Source organism: Microbispora sp. H10885 (genome assembly GCF_014161415.1).
Lineage (GTDB): Bacteria > Actinomycetota > Actinomycetes > Streptosporangiales > Streptosporangiaceae > Microbispora > Microbispora triticiradicis.
The window spans coordinates 583,273-603,702 of the sequence record NZ_JABBWY010000003.1 but is presented as its reverse complement, the minus strand read 5'-3'; the positions used below and the strand labels follow the sequence as shown (position 1 = coordinate 603,702).

The 20,430-nt window shown below is 72.9% G+C and carries 9 protein-coding genes; 1 reads left to right on the top strand and 8 read right to left on the bottom strand.

What is annotated here, in order from left to right:
- Window positions 1-193: 193 nt before the first annotated feature.
- Window positions 194-1,714: an AMP-binding protein gene (locus HHX37_RS10905; RefSeq protein WP_208759279.1), complete on the top strand. Its 1,521-nt coding sequence runs from the start codon at window positions 194-196 to the stop codon at window positions 1,712-1,714.
- Window positions 1,715-1,965: 251 nt separating this feature from the next.
- On the opposite strand, the gene HHX37_RS10900 is transcribed toward HHX37_RS10905, so the two are convergent.
- The 8 genes from HHX37_RS10900 to HHX37_RS36550 form a co-directional block, all read right to left on the bottom strand.
- Complete coding sequence (locus HHX37_RS10900) at window positions 1,966-3,480, bottom strand: amino acid adenylation domain-containing protein (RefSeq protein WP_182885309.1); 1,515 nt, start codon at window positions 3,478-3,480, stop codon at window positions 1,966-1,968.
- Window positions 3,477-3,728 carry a phosphopantetheine-binding protein gene (locus tag HHX37_RS10895; RefSeq protein WP_220499459.1) on the bottom strand — a complete coding sequence of 84 codons (252 nt, stop codon included), beginning with the start codon at window positions 3,726-3,728 and terminating at the stop codon, window positions 3,477-3,479. The genes HHX37_RS10900 and HHX37_RS10895 overlap by 4 nt, the downstream gene beginning before the upstream one ends.
- Before the next feature lie 11 nt (window positions 3,729-3,739).
- Window positions 3,740-4,759 carry an ACP S-malonyltransferase gene (locus HHX37_RS10890; protein WP_220502760.1) on the bottom strand — a complete coding sequence of 340 codons (1,020 nt, stop codon included), beginning with the start codon at window positions 4,757-4,759 and terminating at the stop codon, window positions 3,740-3,742.
- Window positions 4,760-4,761: 2 nt separating this feature from the next.
- Window positions 4,762-5,061 (bottom strand): hypothetical protein, encoded by a 300-nt coding sequence (locus tag HHX37_RS10885; protein ID WP_182878168.1) that lies wholly within the window; start codon window positions 5,059-5,061, stop codon window positions 4,762-4,764.
- A 37-nt stretch (window positions 5,062-5,098) separates the two neighbouring features.
- On the bottom strand, window positions 5,099-6,400 hold the full coding sequence (locus HHX37_RS10880; RefSeq protein WP_182885308.1) for a pyridoxal phosphate-dependent aminotransferase: 1,302 nt from the start codon (window positions 6,398-6,400) through the stop codon (window positions 5,099-5,101).
- Window positions 6,387-7,751, bottom strand: coding sequence for a KamA family radical SAM protein (locus HHX37_RS10875; RefSeq protein WP_182882215.1), 1,365 nt, complete (start codon window positions 7,749-7,751; stop codon window positions 6,387-6,389). The genes HHX37_RS10880 and HHX37_RS10875 overlap by 14 nt, the downstream gene beginning before the upstream one ends.
- Before the next feature lie 99 nt (window positions 7,752-7,850).
- Window positions 7,851-8,786 (bottom strand): proline iminopeptidase-family hydrolase, encoded by a 936-nt coding sequence (locus tag HHX37_RS10870; protein WP_182885307.1) that lies wholly within the window; start codon window positions 8,784-8,786, stop codon window positions 7,851-7,853.
- Window positions 8,787-8,874: 88 nt separating this feature from the next.
- The gene (locus HHX37_RS36550; protein ID WP_182885306.1) at window positions 8,875-20,424 is read right to left on the bottom strand and encodes a type I polyketide synthase; all 11,550 of its coding nucleotides are present in this window, start codon (window positions 20,422-20,424) and stop codon (window positions 8,875-8,877) included.
- Between the last annotated feature and the right edge of the window lie 6 nt (window positions 20,425-20,430).

Below are 20,430 nucleotides of genomic sequence, written 5' to 3'. Positions count from 1 at the left end.
CCCACGATCTACGCAAACCCTAAGACAGGGAATCACCCGCCCAATAACCCCTATCGCCCCCTGACTTCGCCCGCGGCGGCGCCGTCGGCCGTTGCCGGAAGTCGCGGTGGAGTGTTATCAAAAAATGGTGATCCATGGCCATATGTCTCTGCACCGGATCCGTCTGGGTAACGATCTGCTGCACGAATTCTTATTGCAATGGGCGGAATGGACGCCGGACAGTCCAGCCGTCATACAGTCGCGCGGCGACGGCGAATTCGACGTCATCACGTACGAGGGCCTGCTGCGCCGGGTGGAGGAGTACGCCGCCGGGCTCGACGCGGCCGGCCTCGACGTCGGCGACCGGGTCGTGCTGGAGTCGGACACCACCGCGGCCGGAATCGCGATGTTCCTGGCCTGTTCGGCGCGGGGCGTCACCTACATCCCGGTGAGCAGCGAGACCCCGCAGGCCCGGCGGCTGTCCATCGTCCAGTCGGCCGAGCCCGCGCTCTACCTGCGCGCCGCCGGCCGGCCGGAGGTCGAGGTGCCGCCGGAGGTCGGGACCGGGGTGTTCGGCCCTGACGGGGTGTGGATCGACACCGCCCCCAGGGGCCGCCGGGCCGAGTGGCGCACGCCGATCCCGTCGGACCCGGCGTACATGATCTTCACGTCGGGCAGCACCGGCCGGCCGAAGGGGGTGGTGATGAGCCACCGGGCGGCGCTCGCCTTCTTCCGCGGGATGCTGGCCCACGAGATCGTCGGCCCCGGCGGGCGGGTGGCGTCCACGTCGCCGTTCCAGTTCGACTTCTCGCTGCTCGACATCGCGCTCGCCCTCGGCAGCGGCGCCGCCGTCGTGCCGGTGCCGCGCGACCTGCTCCGCTGGCCCAGGCGGTTCGTCGGGTTCCTGCGCGACGCGCAGGTCACGCAGGTCAACGGGGTGCCGTCGATCTGGCGGCCGGTGCTGCGGCACGAGGCCGGCGCCCTGGCGGAGCTCAACCGGATCACCGGCATCCTCTACTCCGGGGAGAACTTCCCGCTTCCCGAGCTGCGGCGGATCCAGGAGCTGCTGCCCGGCGTACGGATCGTGAACTGCTTCGGCAGCACGGAGTCGATCGCCGCCTCCCTGACCGACGTGCCCAACCCCCTCCCGCCCGACCAGAAGCGCCTCTCCATCGGCCGCGCGCACCAGGGCGCCGACCTGATGCTGATCGGCGAGTCGGGCAACCCGATCAACACGCCCGGCGTCGTCGGCGAGCTCTACCTGCGCAGCGCCGCCCTGTTCAGCGGCTACTGGGACGACCCCGAGGCGACCGCGAGGGCGCTCGTGCCCGACCCCCTCAACCCGCGCTCCGGCCAGCCGGTGTTCCGTACGGGCGACCTCGCCTATCTCGGCGAGTCCGGCGAGCTGTACTTCTGCGGCCGGGCCGACTCGCAGGTGAAGATCCGGGGCAACCGGGTCGAGCTCGGCGAGGTGGAGCGGCGGATCCTCGAGTTCCCCGGCATCGCCGGGGCCGCGGCGACGATGCTGCCGCGGCCGGAGGGCGACCCGGTGCTCGCCGCCTTCGTCGTGCTGGAGCCCGGCGCGCCCGCGCTGGAACACCGCGACCTGGAGGCGTTCTGCCTGGCCACGCTGCCCGACTACATGGCTCCGCAGCGCATCGTGCAGCTGCGCGAGCTGCCCCTCACGCCCAACGGGAAGGTGGACCGCCTGGCGCTGGCCGCCCAGCACGGGTGAGCCGCCCGGGCCACGAGCCGCGACCGGTCCTCGCGTCAGGCGCCTGACGCGGGGGCCGGTCGCCTTGTCGTCGTACGGGTTCGCCGTACGGAACCTGCACGGCCGGCCCGGCGGCGCGGAGACACGGGCACGGAGACCTGGGTGCGGGCATGCCACGGCCCTCCCCGGTGGCTGGGGGTGGGGTGGGACCACCGGGGAGGGCCGTGCCCTCGGGAGGGTGCTTCAGACGAGTCGGTGCTTCAGTCGGTGCTTCAGTCGATCGCGGCGGCCTCCCGGGCGAGCCGGGCCCGGTCGACCTTCCGGTTGGAGTTCAGCGGGAAGTCCTCGACGTGCCGGTACTCCCGCGGCAGCAGGCCGGACGGCAGCACCCGGCGCAGCCGGCCGGCCAGTTCGGCCTGCTGGGTGGGCACGCCGGTGTAGAAGGTCACCAGCTCGGTGGTGCCCTCGACCGTACGGGTCACCGCGACGGCGTCCTGGACGCCGGGGCAGGAGCGCAGGGCGTGCTCGATCTCGGCGAGCTCCACCCGCCAGCCCTGGACCTGCACCTGCGAGTCCAGCCGTCCCAGATAGACCAGTTCGCCGTTCGGCAGGACCCGCACGCGGTCTCCGGTGCGGTACCACCCGCGGCCGTCGTGGTGCAGGAACCGGCCCTCGTTGTCGTCCGGGTCCAGATATCCGGAGGTCAGCTGCGGGCCGGTGATGCACAGCTCGCCCTCGGTGTCGCTGTGCTCGCCGTCCGCGGTGCGCAGCAGCCAGTCGTGGCCCTCGTGCACAGTGCCGATCGGCGCCAGGCCGTTGACGCACAGCCCCGGCGAGGTCTCCGGCGACCAGCGGTGTCCGGTGACGGTGATGGTCAGCTCGGTGGGACCGTAGATGTTCTCCAGGGTCGACCCGGGGGCGGCGGCCTGCCAGTCCGCGGCGTCGTCCCCGCGCAGCGCCTCACCCGCGAACAGGCTCCAGCGGAGCGTCGGCATCGAGCCGGGCGTGAGACCGCCTCGCTTGCGGACCAGGACGATGCCGCTCGGCGTGGAGAACCAGACGGTCATCCGCCGTTCCGCCAGGAAGGCCGGCAGGTCGAGGTAGGCGGTGGCCGGCACCGGGTGCACGCTCGCGCCCGCGCCCCACGCGCAGAACATGTCGAACATCGCGCAGTCGAAGTTCAGGTCGAACGTCTGCGAGAACACGTCGTCCGGGCCGAAGTCGTAGCGCTCGTCCATCAGCCGGAAGTAGTGGGCGGTGCTGGCGTGCGTGATCGGCACACCCTTCGGCCGGCCCGTCGATCCGGAGGTGAACAGCAGGTACGCGATGTCGGTCGGCGCCACCGGAAGGGGGGCGTCGAGCGCCGTCCCGGCGGCCGGCCGGTCGAGGCCGATCACCGGGATGTCCGTGCCCGACGCGGCGATCTCGTCGAGCATCCGCCGCCCGTGGGCGTCGCCGAGCACCACGGAGACGTCCGCGGCGGTCAGCATGCGCCGGGTCCGCTCGACCGGGAAGTCCGGGTGCAGCGGTGCGACCGCGGCACCGGAGTAGAGACCGGCGAGGATGCCGGCGTAGCTCTCCACGGACTTGCCGGCCAGCACGCCGACCGCCTTCGGCCGCGCGCCCACGACGTCGAGCAGCGCGCCCGCCAGGCGGAGCGCGTGCTCGTGGAGCTCCGCGTAGGTGAGCACCCGATCGCCGTCCCTGACGGCCGGGCGATCGGGTGCCAGCGCGAGCCCGCGCAGGAACCGGGCGTACAGCGCGTGGTCGTCGGTCACGCCGGTCATGTCACGCTGCTGAGCGTCGCCCAGAGCGCGCCCGGAGTGGCGAAGTTGCCGAGGCTGAGCATGTCGTCGCGGAAGCGGACCTGGTAGGTGCTCTCCAGCGACGCGAGCAGGTCGACCATGCTCAGCGAGTCGAGGCCGAGGTCACGCAGGTCGCTGCCCTCCGTGAGCTGGGCCCCGTCCGGCAGGAACGGCAGGTGTTTGCGGAGTATGGTCTCGAATCGCTCGTCCCACATGATGACTCTCTCCACGGGGTGGTCTTCTAGGAAAGGCTCGCCCCGGCTCGGGCGAGGTTCTCTTGCGCGGCGCCGCGCTCCTGGGCGGCGCGGTGGAGCTGGGCCGTGCGGTGCTCCTGGGCGGCGCGGTCCCGCCGGCGCGGGCGCGTGGCCCAGCGCGGGTCGAGCGCGACGACCTCGAAGTTGCGGGTGGTGACGCCCACCCGGCCCCAGAGCTGGTCGGGTCCGGAGACGTACAGCTTCCCGACGCCCCGCTCCCGCAGTGTCCCGACGACGGCGGGCCAGCGGACCGGGCGGACGATCCCGTCCAGCAGGATGTCCCGGACGCCGGCCGCGGTGTCCCGCAGCGAGCCGTCCTGGTCCGCGACGACCGGAATCGCCGGGTCCGTGAACGTGAGCGTGGGAAACAGTTCGGCCTCCACCCTGTCCCGCAGGCCGCCGAAGGCGCGGCAGTGCAGGGGCGGGTCCATGACGTACAGCGGAAGCCCGCCGTGCGCCCGCAGCCGGCTCCGCAGGCCGTCGAGCACGTCACGGTGCACGGACAGCATGTGGAAGTCTTCGTCGACCTGGCAGGAGATCTCGTACCACTCGCCGCGTTCGTCCATCTCGGCGAGCAGTTCGGCCAGCCGCTCCCCGGGCACCCGGACGAACGACTGCGTCACCACGTCGGGGTGCTCGGCCGCGAAGTACTCGGTCTCGTACCGCACCAGTTCGGCGGTGAGCCGCACTCCGTCGGCGAAGCCGAGCGCGCCGGAGTGGACGGCGGCGGCCTTGCCGCCGAAACTCGCTCCGGCGCACAGGCCCGGCTCGACGCCGAACTCCTCCCGCGCCCACGTCGCGAGCGCCACGCAGTTGACGAAGAAGGCGACCTGCGCGTATTCGGAGTAGTCGCCGCTCGTCTCGCGGTAGCGCTCGAAGAGGTCATATCCCAGCACGTCGCCGGCGACCGCCACCAGCCGCCTCGCGACCGGGTTGACCAGCATGAACCTGGCCACGGTCGCGAAGTCGCACGGCCCCATGCCGGGAAAAACGATGGCGCTGTCCATGCTCAGAGGCGGCGGCCCGTGATCGGGAAACCGGGGAACATGCCCGGCTTGACCTGACCGTGCAGGGTGCTGTCGTTGATCGTGGCGGTGAACTTCAGCTTGATCGGCATGGGCTTGGTCACCTTGAGCTTCCAGGTGACGGCGTTGCCGGTGACCTTGCCCTCCAGCAGCTCGGGGTTGGGCTCGTCGGTTCCGGTAAGCGCGCCGACCAGTTCCTCCCCGTTCGACTTCAGGTCGAAGAAAAGGGTCTGCTTGCCCATGGGGCTCTGCATTTCGACCGCCCACTTGCCGTCGACAGGCATGGCATTCCTCACAATCGATTAGCGGCTGATTCGAATTTCAACGTACACCGGCGGGGAACACGGCGGCACCCTTAGTAACCCCAGACGAGACGAACACCGACAATTTCTCCTCGAGCAGGTCGAGTTCGTCGCGGATATGCGGCAGGGAAAGGGGCCGTTCGGCGTAGAGCGCGGCCTCGCGCTGTTCGGCGGTCTGGCCGTAGAGCATGCTGGTCGCCGCGCGGAAGCGCAGCGCGCCGGGGTCGTCGCCGAGGTGGTGGCCGCCGAGCACCGCCACCCCGAAGTCGTCGAGCAGCACCCGCTGCAGGGACGCCGAGTCGGTGACGCCGTGCCAGTCGAGCCTCTCGCGCAGCGGTTCGAAGTCGGGGTAGACGTAGAAACCGCCGGTCGGCGGGCGGCACAGCGCGCCCGCGCCGACCATGATCTCGTGGACGGCGTTCGCCACGATGCCGTGCAGGCGGGTGTCCGCGGCGATGCGGCGCACCACCTCGGGCGGTTCCGCGAACACGTACTCCGCCACGGCCTGCATCGGGCCGGCCAGGGTCGACCAGATCTCGCTGGCGACCGCGAGCACCTCGTCGCGGATCCGCTCGCCCCACGGGCCGGACGGGAACCGGGCGGCGCCGATCCGCCAGCCGCCGAGCGCGATGCTCTTGCTCAGGCCGGTCAGCACGATCGTCCGGTCCGGCACGACCTCCGCCGGGCTCAGCACCGGGCGCCAGGGGTCGTGCACGATGTCGCGGTAGATCTCGTCGGAGAGGATCAGCAGGTCCTCGCTCTCCGCGATCTCGCACAGCTCCCGGACGAGGGCCGGCGAGGCGACCGTGCCGGTCGGGTTGTCCGGCGTGGTGAGGATCAGGATGCGGGGGTTGTGCCCCGACGCGCGCGCGGACCGGATGGTCTCGCGCAGCGCCTCCGGCTCCGGCACACCGCCGCACTCGTCCGGGATCGGCACCCCGAACACCTGCTTGCCGGCCAGCCGCGCCTGCGGCGCGTAGGTGACCCAGGACGGCCTGGCCAGCAGGACGTCCCCGGGGAGCACCAGTTGCAGCGCCATCAGCAGTGGTTTGCTGCCCGGCGCGAGCACCGTCTGGTCGGCGTCGGTCGGCATGCGGCGGCGGGTGAAGTAGCCGGCCACCGCCGCGCGGGCGTCGGCGGATCCGGCCACCGGTCCGTACGCGTTGCGCGACGCGCCCTCCAGCAGGCGGGAGACCAGCGGCCGGAAGACCGGCAGCCGGGACTCGCCGAAGCCCAGGTGCACGATGGCGGCGCCCTCGGCTCTGCGCCGGGCGACGAGCTGGTCGAGCGCGAGGTTCGGGGAGACGTTACGACTGGACATGGGCCGCCTCCCTCGTCCACCGCCCGATCCGGGCCGCCCCGCCGTCGATGGCGGTCATGATGTCGTCGGGGGTGTCCGGGTCGAGTTCGAGCTCGGTGAGCCAGGCGGCCGTCGGCGAGTAGTGCGCCCGGAACGGCCGGCCGACCAGCGACGGCTGGCGGGCCTGCATGAACCGCAGCCGGAAGTAGCGGCCCTGCGGGGTCTCCTCGACCCCGTCCACGATCACCTTGCCGGGGGTCGCGGACATGACCGGTCCGCGCACCGTCCGCGCGAGGCCGGGCAGGGTGCGGAACGCCCCGTGGAAGATCTCCACCGAGCGGGCGAGCGGCACCCGGAAGTAGGCGTGCGGCCCGGTGTCCCGCTCGACGAACTGGTAGTACGGCACCGCACCGGCGGCGAACTGCAGCCGCCACAGCCGGGCCCAGGTGTCCACGTCGTCGTTGACGTACTTGATGAGCGGGGCCTGGCAGTACACCACGGCGCCGGTGCCGCGGACCCTCGCCAGCGCGGCGCGCGCCTCGTCGGTCTCCAGCTCGCGGGGGTGGCTGTAGTGCGCCATCAGCGCGAGCGTCCGGCCGGAGGCCACCACCCGCTCGAACAGCCGCAGCAGGTCGTCGGCGTCGGGATCGGTGGTGTACCGGTACGGCCAGTAGGCGGGCGACTTGCTGCCGATCCGGATCGTCCGCACGGTGTCCACGGCCAGCAGCGGTTCGATGTGGCCGCGCAGCCGCTCCGTCGTCATGATCATCGGGTCGCCGCCGGTGATCAGCACGTCCGAGACGTCGGGGTGCCGGCCGAGGTAGGCGATCAGCTGGTCGGGGTTCGGCGCGGCGAAGCGGAGATCGGCGTCGCCGACGAACTGTGCCCAGCGGAAGCAGTAGGTGCAGTACGCGTGACAGGTCTGGCCCTGGCTCGGGAAGTACAGGACCGTCTCGCGGTACTTGTGCTGAAGGCCGGGGATCGGCTCGTCGCCCAGGGTGGGCACGTTCAGCTCTTTCTGCCCGGACGGATGCGGGTTGAGGTCCGCGCGGATGGTCCGGACGGCCTCCTGGAGGCGGCTCCGGTCGCCGGTGGCGCTCAGCACGGACAGCATCCGCTCCTGCTCGTCCGACAGCATCCCGTGCTGCGGGAACACCAGCCGGTAGATCGGGTCGTCGGGGACGCGGGACCAGTCGATCAACTGGGACAGGACGTAGTCGTTGACCCGGAACGGCAGCACGAGCGAGATCAGCCGGATCGCCTCGCGGGCGTCCTCGGACAGCCCGTACCGGTCACCGATCTCATCAATATGACGAGGGCCGTAGGCGCGGAATCGCCCGACCTCCAAGGAACTGCCAGCAAGCAGCGTCATGCCGAAGTTCCTCCGATCTTCTGAGTCTGCTTGTTGCGAGCAATTGACGATAAATTGAATTCGGTCACCCGGTATACCCCTAAATACTCGTGCAGGCCCTTAGAATTCGCCCACCCGCACGGGCGTCGCACCGCGGTCCGGGATGTTCTCCAGGAACTCCCGGACGACCCGCAGGAAACGCTCCGGCTCCTCCAGATGCGGCAGGTGGCTGGAATCCTCGAAAATCTGCCAGCGGACGTCGGGAATGAGATCGGCGAACGGCTGGACGGCGGCCGGAGTCACCTCGTCGTGCCTGCCGGAGATGAGCAGCGTGGGCACGGCGATGTCGGGGCAGCAGTCGACCACGGAGTAGTCGCGCAGCGTGCCGTTGACGTGGAACTCACTCGGCCCGTTCATCGTGTAGTAGACGGCGGGGTCGTTGTGGATCTCCATCAGGGAGGCGATGAAGTCCCTGGGCAGCGGGTCGAGACGGCAGACGTGCCGGTCGTTGAAGACCTTGACGGCCCGCACGTACTCCGCGCTGTCGGTGGTGCCGGCCTCCTCGTGCCGGGTGAGCGTCTCCGCGACCTCCGGGGGGAGCGCGCGGCGCAGCACGGCCAGTTCGCCCAGCCACAGGGGGTACGACGCCGGGGAGTTCGCGATGATCAGGCCGCGCAGGCCGGCGGGCCGCGTCGCCGCGTGCCGCGCGGCCAGCACGCCGCCCCAGGAGTGGCCGAGCAGCGTGTAGTCGCCGGCGATGCCGAGCGCGCCCAGCAGATTCTCCAGTTCGTCCAGGAACAACTGGGGGGTCCAGAAATCGGCGCCCCGGCCGGGCAGGCGGGTCGAGCCGCCGTTTCCCAGCTGGTCGTAGTGGACGACCGGCCGGCCGTGCCCGGCGAGTTCCGCGATGTTGCGCAGGTAGTCGTGGGTGCTGCCGGGGCCGCCGTGCGCGACCACCAGCGGCGGCACGCCCGCCCGCAGATCGCCGGTCACCCGGTACCACGTCCGGTATTCACCGAAGGGCACGGTGCCCTTCGCGTTCGGCGCGAGAGCCATGGTTATTCCTCGAATCAGCCAGAGCTTGGATCAGCCGGAACCCGAAATCCGGAAATCGGCTGGAACGCGAAATCGATCAGGACTCGGATCAGCTGGAAATGGACTGCAGCCATTCGTCGACGACCCGCGCCGTGACGTGCGCGCGCTCGTCGATCATGGTGAAGTGGTTCGCCTGCACCTGCCGCACGGTGTGCGCCGCGTCCCACGACGTGGCCTGCCACCCGTCCGCGGGCTCGGTGCCGAGGAACGACTCGGTGCACTGCGCGAACAGCACCGGCGCGGACACCGTGCCGATGTCGAGGTCGGGCAGCATGTCGAACCAGCAGCCCATGCCGGAGAGCCGGGCGCTGTCGAAGCCGCCGAACATCTCCTCGACGTCGAACAGGCCGGCCGCGAGCTGCTGCATCGGGATCGCCTGCCCGGCGCCCTCGTGCAGCTTGAAGGTGTCGAGAAGGACCAGGCCGCTGGGCGAGATCCCGTACCGCTGCTCCAGGCACGCGGCGGCCGCGTGGGCGAGGGTGCCGCCGGAGGAGTAGCCGAGCAGCACGAACGGCTCGCCCTCCGCCGCCGCGATGACCGCCTCGGCCAGCGCGAGCACGCCCGCCTCCGGCGTCGCGGGCAGGCTGTCGCCGGCCGCGAATCCCGGCGTCGGGATGGCCGAGACGTGCCGCGGGGTGAGGTGCCGTACGAGCCGGGCGTGCTGGTGCACGCCGCCGGTGACCATCGGCGTCGACAGGCAGATCAGCCGCGGCCTCGCCGGGCCGTCGGCGAGTTGCACCGCCGGGATCGGCCCGCCGAGGTCCGCCGGGGTGGTGAACTTCGGCCGCAGGTTGGACACCGCGCGCAGCAGGTCGAACGCCCCCGCCACCTGGTTGTCGGTGATCGCCGCGCGGAACAGGGCGCTCAGCGTGTCGGGCGCCCGCTCCCCCGCGTTGGGTGTGGCGGCCGCCCCCGCCGCGGGGGCGCCGGACGGCGTGACCGCCATCTCGTCGTGCAGGTACGCCGCCAGCTCCCGCGGCGTCTTGCTGTCGAACACCACCATCGGCGGCAGCCGCAGGCCGGTGGCCGCGTTGAGGCCGTTGCGCAGTTCCATGGCCGACAGCGAGTCGAACCCGGACTCCAGGAAGTCCTTGTCGAGGTCGACGTCGGCCGCCCCGGCGTGGCCGAGCAGCACGGCGGCGACGCCCCGCACCAGTTCCTCCAGCGCGGCCTTCCGCTCCGGCTCGCCGAGACCGGCCAGCCGGTCGCGGAACGCGCCCGGGTCGGCCTGGCCGACGCTCGCCCGGCGCCGCCCCGTACCGGCGAGGCCGCGCAGCAGCGCCGGCGGCTCGCCGGGACGGGAGCGGAGCGCGGCGCGGTCGAGGCTCAGCGGCGTGAGCGCCGGGTACGGCGACGCCAGCGCCGCGTCGAACAGCGCCAGGCCCTCCTCGGCGGTCAGCGGCGGCAGGCCCTGGCGGCGCAGCCGGTGCAGGTCGGTGTCGCTGAGCCACTGGCTCAGCCCGGTGTCCACGTCCCAGAGGCCGAACGCCATCGCGGTGGCCGGCAGGCCGCTCGCGTGCCGGTGGACCGCAAGGGCGTCCAGGAACACGTTGGCCGCCGCGTAGCTGGCCTGACCGGCGGCGAGCACCTGGCCACCGGCCGAGGAGAACAGCGCGAACGCCGTCAGGTCGAGGTCGCGGGTCAGCTCGTGCAGGTGCCAGGCGGCGTCGGCCTTGGGCCGCAGCACGCCGTCCAGCCGCTCCGGCGTCATCGTGGCGACCAGGCCGTTGTCGCCGATCCCGGCCACGTGCACCACGCCGCCGAGCGGGTGCTCGGCGGGCACGGCCGCGAGCAGCCGGGCCAGCTGGTCGCGGTCGGAGACGTCGCAGGCCGCGACGGTGACCGTCGCGCCGTGCCCGGACAGCTCGGCCACCAGCTCGGGGGCGCCCGCGGCGGCCAGGCCGCTGCGGCTGGTCAGCAGCAGGTGCCGTACGCCGTGCCGCACCACGAGATGCCGCGCGACGAGGCTGCCGAGCCCGCCCGTGCCTCCCGTGACGAGCACGGTGCGGTCCGGACGCCACGGCGACTCCGGCGCTTCGGCCGGCGGCGGGACGGGCACCAGCCGGGGCACGCCGGCCACGCCGTTCCGCACGATCACCTCGGGCTCCCGCGACGCGACCGCCTGTGCCACGACGGCGGGAGTCTCACTGCCGTCCAGGTCGAGGATGGTGAACCGGCCCGGGTTCTCCGCCTGCGCGGCCCGCAGCACGCCCCAGACCGGTGCCGGTCGCGGGTCGACGGTCAGCGCGGCAGGTGAGGCGGGGGCGGCGTCGGAGGTCACCACGACCAGCCGGGAGTCGACGAGCCGCTCGTCGGCGAGCCAGTCCCGCACCACGGCCAGCACGGCGTTCGCCGCGCCGCGGACGTCGGCCAGGACGTCGCCGGTGTCCTGGGCGGGGCAGCGGAAGATCGCCACCTCCGGCGCCTCCGGAAGGCCGGCCAGCGCGGCGACGTCGTCCACGACAGGGATGCCCAGGCCGAGACCGTCGCCACCGAGCGCCATCCAGGCGTGGGTGGCCGGTTCGGCCTGCGTGCCGGGCAGCTCGCTCCATTCCGGGCGCAGCAGCGTCTCCAGTCCGCCCGGGCGGCTCGCGGCCAGCTGCTCTGGCGAGATCGCCCGCAGCGCCAGGCGCTCGACCGAGGCGACCGGCGTACCGGCCGGATCGGCGATGTCCAGCGCCAGCGTGTTCTCGCTGAGCCAGGTCAGCCGCACCCGCAGGGCCCGCGCGCCCACCGCGTGCAGGGCGACCCCGTGCCAGGCGAACGGCAGCAGCGTGCGTTCCGCGTCGTCCGCCTCGTCGGGGACGGCGAAGCTCAGCCCGTGCATGGCGGCGTCGAGCAGTGCGGGGTGGAGTCCGAAGAGTGCGGCGTCCTGGTGTTCCTGGTCGGGGAGGGCGACTTCGGCGAACAGTTCCTCGCCGCGTCGCCAGGCCGCGCGTAGTCCCTGGAAGGCCGGGCCGTAGCCGTAGCCGCGTTCGTGCAGGATCTGGTAGGCGTCGGTGAGGTCCACCGCGCCGGCCTCCGCCGGAGGCCACTGGCTCAGGTCCGCACCGGCCGGGTTCGCATCTGCCGGGTTGGTGGCCGGGTTGGTGGACAGGGTGCCCTCGGCGTGCAGCGTCCAGGGCAGGTCGGCCGGGGCCTGCGCGCCTCGTGAGTAGATCGCCACCGTACGGCGGCCATCCTCGTCGGCGGCGCCGACCACGACCTGCACCTGCACCGCGCCCTCACCGGACCCGGCGGCCCCGCCCGGGAGCACCAGCGGCGCGGCCAGCGTCAGCTCCTCCACCTGCGAGCACCCGGTGTGCTCGGCCGCGTGCAGCGCCAGCTCCACCAGACCGGTCCCCGGCAACAGCACACTGCCGAACACCTGGTGATCGGCCAGCCAGGGATGCGTGCGAACCGACAGCCGGCCGGTGAAGACCACCGCGTCCGAGTCGGGGGCGGGGATCGCGGCGCCGAGCAGCGGGTGCTCGACCGTCGCGAGCCCCGCCGACTCCGCGTTCACGCCATCGCGGTTCGGCGGCACCCAGTAGTGCTGACGCTGGAAGGCGTAGGTGGGAAGGTCGACGCGGGTGGCGCCGGTCTCGGCGTAGAAGGCCTGCCAGTCGACCGGGACGCCGGTGGTGTGCAGCTGCCCGAGCGCGGCGACGACCGTGCCCGGTTCGGGCCGTCCGGCCCGCATGGTGGCGGTGAAGATCGCGTTGTCGGCCTCGTCGAGGGTCTGCTGGGCCATCGCGGTGAGCACCGCGTCCGGGCCCAGCTCGACGAACCGGGTCACCCCCTGGGCGGCCAGGGTGGTCACGGCGTCGGCGAACCGCACCGCCCCGCGCACCTGGTCCACCCAGTACCGCGCGGTGCCGAACCCGTCGTCGGCGAGGCCGCCGGTGACGGTGGACACGATCGGGATCGACGCCGGAGCGTAATCCAGGGACTCCGCCACCGTCTGGAAGTCGGCGAGCATCGGCTCCATCAGGTGGGAGTGGAAGGCGTGGGAGACCCGCAACCGGCGCGTCTTCCGCCCCTGCTCCGCCAACCGAGCCGCCAGGGCGAGGACCGGTGCTTCCTGCCCGGAGACCACCACGGCGCGGGGGCCGTTGACCGCCGCGATGTCCACCCCCTCGGTCAGCAGCGGCAGCACCTCGTCCTCGGTGGCCTGGACCGCGACCATCGCCCCACCCGACGGCAGGGCCTGCATCAACCGGCCCCGCGCCGCCACCAACCGGCACGCGTCGGCGAGTGACAGCATCCCCGCCACGTGCGCGGCGGCCAGCTCACCCACCGAATGCCCGGCCAGGTAGTCCGGCCGCACCCCCCACGAGGAGACCAGGCGGAACAGCGCCACCTCCACCGCGAACAACCCCGCCTGCGCATACGCCGTCTGGTCCACCAGATCGGCGTCGGTACCCCAGATCACCTCACGCAACGGCCGATCCAGATGCCCATCCAGCTCGTCCACGACCGCGTCGAAGGCCTGCGCGAACACCGGGAACGCCGCGTGCAGTTCACGGCCCATGCCGAGCCGCTGGGCACCCTGACCGGTGAACAGCACACCGACCTTCCCAGTGGAGCGGGCGACACCCTGCACCACCCCAGGTGCGGTACGGCCCTCCACCAGCGCGGCGAGCCCCGCCAGCAGGGTAGCCCGGTCACCACCCGTGATGACCGCCCGACGCTCGAACGACGCCCGCGTCGTCGCCAGCGACAACCCGACATCCGCAACGCTCAGGGCGGGACGGTCCTGCACGAAGGACAGCACCCGCGCCGCCTGACCGGCCAGCGCGTCCGCCGTCTTGCCCGACACCACCCACGCCACCGGACCCACCAGAGCACCGGCCTGGACCTCGCCCTCGCCCGGCTGCGCGTCGGCGGCAGCGCCAGTGGGCTGCCCGATCTCGGCAGGGACGCCCGAGACCGGCGCACCGGCCTCCTCGGCGATCGCCGGGGAGGCGCTGCCGGCCTCGGCCGGCAGCAGGGCGGCGCCGGCGGACGGGACGAGGGAGAACTCTTCCGCTCCTGCCAGGTCGGCGGGGGCCTGCTCGATGATGACGTGGGCGTTGGTGCCGCTGATCCCGAACGAGGACACCGCCGCCCGGCGGGGACGGTCCACCTCCGGCCACGGCATCGCCTCGGTCAGCAACCGAACCTGACCCGCCGACCACTCCACGTGCGGGGACGGCTCGTCCACGTGCAGCGTCTTGGGCAACTCCGCGTGCCGGATCGCCTCCACCATCTTGATGACCCCGCCGACACCGGCCGCCGCCTGCGCGTGACCGATGTTCGACTTCAGCGACCCCAGCCACAGCGGCCGCTCCTCCGGACGGTCCTGACCGTAGGTCGCCAAAACCGCCTGCGCCTCGATCGGGTCACCGAGCGTCGTGCCGGTGCCGTGCCCTTCGACCACGTCGACGTCCTGAACCGACAGACGTGCGTTGGCCAGGGCCTGGCGGATCACCCGCTGCTGGGAGGGGCCGTTCGGCGCCGTGAACCCGTTGGACGCGCCGTCCTGGTTCACCGCCGAGCCCCGGATCACGGCGAGGACCCGGTGGCCGAGCCGCCGCGCGTCCGACAGCCGCTCCATGAGCAGCAGGCCGGCGCCTTCCGCCCAGGCGGCGCCGTTGGCGCCGGCCGCGAACGACCGGCACCGTCCGTCCGGCGACAGCCCCCGCTGGCGGGAGAACTCGATGAACATGGCCGGTTCGGACATCACGGTGACCCCGCCGGCCAGCGCCAGGGAGCACTCGCCCGACTTGAGCGCCTGCCCGGCCAGGTGCAGCGCCACCAGCGACGACGAGCAGGCGGTGTCGACGGTGAGGGCCGGTCCCTCCAGCCCGAGGGTGTAGGCCACCCGGCCGGAGACGAGGCTGCCGCCGCTGCTGCTGGCGACGCCGACGCCCTGCCCGTAGTCGTGGTACATCACCCCGGCGAAGACCCCGGTCTTGCTGCCCCGCAGCGCTCCCGGGTCGATGCCGGCCCGCTCGAACGCCTCCCAGGAGGTCTCCAGCAGCAGCCGCTGCTGCGGATCCATCATCACCGCTTCGTTCGGGCTGATGCCGAAGAAGCCCGGGTCGAACTCCGCCGCGTCGTACAGGAACCCGCCGTTGCGGGCATACGTCTTGCCGGGGACGCCCGGCTCCGGGTCGTAGATGCCCTCGACGTCCCAGCCGCGGTCGGCGGGGAACTCGCCCACCGCGTCCACGCCGTCGGTGACCAGCCGCCACAGGTCCTCGGGCGAGGTCACCCCGCCCGGGTACCGGCAGGCCATGCCGATGATCGCGATCGGCTCGTCGTCGAGCGGCGCCTGAACGGCGACGCCGGTCTCGTCCCGCGTGCCGCTGAGCGTCTCGCCGATGTGCTCGGCCACCGCGAGCGCGCTGGGGTAGTCGAAGACGAGGGTCGCGGGCAGCCGCAGCCCGGTGGCCTCGCCCAGCACGTTGCGCAGTTCGACCGCGGACAGCGAGTCGAAGCCGAGCTCCTGGAACGCGCGGTCCGGCTCGATCGCGTCGGCCGACGCGTGGCCGAGCACCGCCGCGACGGTGGACCTCACCAGGTCGAGCAGCGCGGCCGAAAGCTCGGCCTCGCCCAGCCCGGCCAGCCGCTGCCGCAGCGCCTCGCCGCCGCCCGAACGGGCCGCCTGCCGGATCGGCACCCGTACGAGACCGCGCAGCAGGTGCGGAAGCTGCTCCGGCTTGGCGCGCAGGGCCACCGGGTCGATGCGCAGCGGCACGCGTACGGCGCCGGGCGCGGCGAGGGCCGCGTCGAAGAGGGCCAGGCCGTCCTCCGCGGTGAGCGCGGGATAACCCATGCGCCGCATGCGGGTGAGGTCGGCGTCGCTCAGCAGCGCGCCGAGACCCGCGTCCACGCCCCACAGTCCGTACGCCATGGACGTCGCAGGCAGGCCGTTGGCGTGCCGGTGGGTGGCCAGCGCGTCGAGGAAGACGTTCGCGGCGGCGTAGTTGCCCTGACCGGCGGCCAGGACCATGCCGCCCGCGGAGGAGAGCAGCACGAACGCGGCCAGGTCCAGGTCCTTGGTCAGCTCGTGCAGGTGCCACGCGGCGTCGGCCTTCGGCGCGAGCACGGCGGCCAGCCGCTCCGGGGTGAGCGCGCCGACGAGGCCGTTGTCGGCGACGCCGGCGGCGTGCACGACGGCGGTCAGCGGACGCTCCACCGGGATGGCCGCCAGCACCCCGGCCAGCGCGTCGCGGTCGGCGGCGTCGCACGCGGCGATGGTCACTTCGGCGCCGAGCGCGACGAGCTCGTCACGCAGTTCCGCCGCGCCCGGCGCGTCCGGGCCTCGCCGACTGGTGAGCACCAGCGAGCGGACGCCGTACGCGGTGACCAGGTGGCGGGCGAGCAGGCCGCCGAGCCCGCCGGTGCCGCCGGTGATGAGCGCGGTCCCGTCGGGGTCCAGCGCCGGCGCGGCCGCCTCGGCCGGCGGCGTGGGCCGTACGAACCTGGGGACGAGGACCTCACCGGCCCGGATCGCGGCCTCCGGCTCGGCCGACGCCACCACCGCGGCGACCGCGTCAGGCGAGCCGGGGTGGTCGTCGACGTCCAGCAGGGCGAAGCGGCCGGGGTTCTCCGCGATCGCGGCCCGCACCAGGCCCCACACGGGCGCCTGGGTCAGCGCCACGTCGTCGGCCTCTCCGGTCGCGACCGCGCCCCGGGTGACCACGACCAGCCTCGAATCGGCGAACCGGTCCTCGGCCAGCCACTCCTGCACGATCTCCAGCACGGCGGCGGTCACGGACCGGACGCCGGACGGGACGTCCGCGGCGGGCGCGTCCGGCGCCTGCCAGACGACGGCGCCGGGCACGACGGCCGCGTCCGCCAGCGCCCGGAGGCTCTCGACGACCGGTACGCCCTCGGGGAACGGGCCCGAGCCCAGAACCACCCAGTTCGTGTCGTCCGACGCCGCCGCCAGAGGGCTCCACTCGATGCCGAACAACGCCTCGTCGGCGACGTCCCGCGTCGCGCTGAGCTGGTCGACCGACACCGGCCGGGACACCAGCGACGCGACCGTGAGCACGGGCCTGCCGGTCGCGTCGGCGACGTTCAGCGCCAGGCCCCGGGTGGCGGACGGCGCCAGGCGTACCCGCGCCGCGGGCGCGCCGGTGGCGTGCAGCGACACACCGCCCCAGACGAACGGGAGGACCGTCTCGCCCTCGCCCCGCCCGTCGCCGTCCACCAGGATCGCGTGCATCGACGCGTCGAGCAGCGCGGGGTGGAGCCCGAAGAGGGCGGCGTCCTGATGCGCCTGGTCGGGCAGGGCGACTTCGGCGAACAGGTCCTCGCCGCGCCGCCAGGCCGCCCGCAGGCCCTGGAAGGTCGGGCCGTAGCCGTAGCCCGCGGCGAGAAGCTCCTCGTACGCGCCCTGCACGTCGATCGGCGTCGCGCCCGGCGGCGGCCACTGTTCGAGCGACTCCCCGCGGACGTCCGGTCCCTCGGCCAGCACGCCCTGGGCGTGTACGGTCCAGTTCTCCGCGTCGTGGTCGGGGCGGGACCGCACCAGCAGCGGCCGGCGGCCGGCGTCGTCCGCGGCCCCGACGACGACCTGCACCGCCAGGCCGTCACGGTACGCGCCCTCCGGCAGCACCAGCGGCGCCTGGAGAGTGAGCTCCTCCAGGATCGGGCACCCGGCCTTGTCTCCGGCGTGGACGGCCATCTCCACGAAGCCGGTGCCCGGCAGCAGGACGTTCCCGTACACCTGGTGGTCGGCCAGCCAGGGGTGGGTGTGGACCGACAGCCTGCCGGTGAGGACCAGGCCCCCGGAGTCGGGCAGGGGGATGACGGCGCCCAGCAGAGGGTGCTCGACGGCCTCCAGCCCGGCGGAGGACAGGTTGCCGACGTAGTCGGCCGCCCAGGACTCCGACAGGTAGTCGTAGGTGTCGAGCCAGTAGCGCTCGCGCTGGAAGGCGTAGGTGGGCAGGTCGACCCTGGAGGCGCCGGTCTCGGCGTAGAAGGCCTGCCAGTCGACCGGGACGCCGGCGGTGTGCAACTGGCCGAGCGCGGCGACGACCGTGCCGGGCTCGGGCCGCTCGGCCCGCATGGTGGCGGTGAAGACCGCGGTGTCGGCCTCGTCGAGGGCCTGCTGGACCATCGCGGTCAGCACCGCGTCCGGGCCCAGCTCCACGAACCGGGTCACCCCCTGGCCGGCCAGGGTGGTCACCGCGTCGGCGAACCGCACCGCACCCCGCACCTGGTCCACCCAGTACCGCGCGGTGCCCAACTCCTCGGCGGCGAGGGCGCCCGTGACGGTGGACACGATCGGGATCCGCGGCGCGTCGAACGACACCGTGCCGGCCACCTCGGCGAAGTCGGCCAGCATCGGGTCCATCATGTGGGAGTGGAAGGCGTGGGAGACCCGCAGCTGGCGGGTCTTGCGTCCCCGGCCGGCGAACTGGGCGGCCAGGGCCAGAACAGGGCCTTCCTGCCCGGAGATGACCAGCGCGCTCGGGCCGTTGACGGCGGCGATGTCCACCCCGTCTCCCAGGAGCGGGGTCACCTCGTCCTCGGTGGCCTGGATGGCGACCATCGCCCCGCCGGCCGGAAGGGCCTGCATCAGCCGGCCCCGCGCCGCGACCAGGCGGGACGCGTCGGCGAGCGACAGCATCCCGGCGACGTGCGCGGCGGCCAGCTCACCGATGGAGTGCCCGGCCAGGTAGTCCGGCCGCACCCCCCACGACTCCAGGAGGCGGAACAGCGCCACCTCGACGGCGAAGAGCCCGGCCTGCGCGTACGCCGTCTGGTCGGCGAGACCGGGGTCCTCGCCCCAGATCACCTCACGCAGCGGCCGGTCCAGATGCGCGTCCAGCTCGTCCACCACGGCGTCGAAGGCCTGCGCGAACACCGGGAACGTCGCGTGCAGTTCGCGGCCCATGCCGAGCCGCTGGGCGCCCTGACCGGTGAACAGCATGCCGACCTTGCCACCGGAGCGGGCGATGCCCTGCACCACCCCGGGCGAGGTGCGGGTCTCGGCCACCGCGGCGAGCCTCGCCAGCAGGGTGGCGCGGTCGCCACCGGTCACCACCGCCCGCCGCTCGAAGGAGGTCCGCGTCGTCGCCAGCGAGTAGCCGATGTCGGCCACGCTCAGGCCGGGGTGCTCCTGCACGAAGGACAGCACCCGGGCCGCCTGACCGGCCAGCGCGTCCGGCGTCTTGCCCGACAGCACCCACGCCACCGGGGTTCCGGTCTGGTCCTCCCCCTCACCCGGGACCACGCCGGCGGGAGCGGGGGCCTCGGTGGGGGTGAGGTCGGCGGGGGCCTGCTCGATGATGACGTGGGCGTTGGTGCCGCTGATGCCGAACGACGACACACCCGCACGACGCGGCCGGTCCACCTCCGGCCACGGCATCGCCTCGGTCAGCAGCTGGACCTGGCCGGCCGACCACTCGATGTGCGGGGAGGGCTCGTCGACGTGCAGGGTCTTGGGCAGCACCCCGTGCCGGATCGCCTGCACCATCTTGATGATGCCGCCGACACCGGCCGCGGCCTGCGCGTGGCCGATGTTGGACTTGAAGGATCCGAGCCACAGGGGCCGGTCCTCCGGACGGTCCTGACCGTAGGTGGCCAGCACCGCCTGCGCCTCGATCGGGTCACCGAGAGTGGTGCCGGTGCCGTGGCCCTCGACCGCATCGACGTCCTGCACCGACAGCCTGGCGTTGGCCAGGGCCTGGCGGATCACCCGCTCCTGCGACGGGCCGTTCGGCGCGGTCAGACCGTTCGACGCGCCGTCCTGGTTCACCGCCGTACCGCGCACCACCGCGAGCACCCGGTGCCCGAGCCGACGGGCGTCCGACAGCCGCTCCACCAGCAGCACGCCGCAGCCCTCGGCCCACGCCGTGCCGTTCGCGCCGGCCGCGAACGACCGGCACCGGCCGTCCGGTGACAGTCCGCGCTGGCGGGAGAACTCGATGATCGCCTCCGGGGTGGCCATCACCGCCACACCACCGACCAGCGCCAGCGAGCACTCCCCGGATCGGAGCGCCTGACCGGCCAGGTGCAACGCCACCAGGGAGGAGGAGCAGGCGGTGTCGACCGTGACCGACGGGCCTTCGAACCCGAAGACGTACGACACCCGGCCCGAGGCGATCGATCCGGTGTTCGCGTTGGCGGCGTAGTCGTGGTACATCATCCCGGCGAACACGCCCGTGGACGAGCCCCGCAGCGAGCCAGGGTCGATCCCCGCCCGCTCCATCGCCTCCCAGGAGGTCTCCAGCAGCAACCGCTGCTGCGGATCCATCACCAGCGCCTCGTTCGGCGAGATCCCGAAGAACCCGGCGTCGAACTCCGCCGCCTCGTGCAGGAACCCACCCGACTTCACATAACTGGTGTTCGGCCGCTCCCCACTCGGATCGAACAACCCCTCGACATCCCAGCCACGATCAGCCGGCCAATCCGAAATCGCGTCCACACCATCGGACACCAGCCGCCACAAATCCTCCGGCGAGGACACCCCACCCGGATACCGGCACGCCATTCCGATGATGGCGATCGGCTCATGCTGGGCGGCGATGATTTTGCGGTGCTCGCCGCGGAGCCGTTCCGTCTCCTTCAGCGAGGCCCGTAGCGCCTCGACCAGCTTGACGTCGGAGTCACTCATCGCCAA

Bases quoted from the DNA above. Each gene is read 5' to 3' on its own strand.
- HHX37_RS10900 (WP_182885309.1), bottom strand. From the start codon at position 3,480: ATGACCGGCGTGACCGACGACCACGCGCTGTACGCCCGGTTCCTGCGC.
- HHX37_RS10890 (WP_220502760.1), bottom strand. From the start codon at position 4,759: ATGGACAGCGCCATCGTTTTTCCCGGCATGGGGCCGTGCGACTTCGCG.
- HHX37_RS10885 (WP_182878168.1), bottom strand. From the start codon at position 5,061: ATGCCTGTCGACGGCAAGTGGGCGGTCGAAATGCAGAGCCCCATGGGC.
- HHX37_RS10880 (WP_182885308.1), bottom strand. From the start codon at position 6,400: ATGTCCAGTCGTAACGTCTCCCCGAACCTCGCGCTCGACCAGCTCGTC.
- HHX37_RS10875 (WP_182882215.1), bottom strand. From the start codon at position 7,751: ATGACGCTGCTTGCTGGCAGTTCCTTGGAGGTCGGGCGATTCCGCGCC.
- HHX37_RS10870 (WP_182885307.1), bottom strand. From the start codon at position 8,786: ATGGCTCTCGCGCCGAACGCGAAGGGCACCGTGCCCTTCGGTGAATAC.
- HHX37_RS36550 (WP_182885306.1), bottom strand. From the start codon at position 20,424: ATGAGTGACTCCGACGTCAAGCTGGTCGAGGCGCTACGGGCCTCGCTG.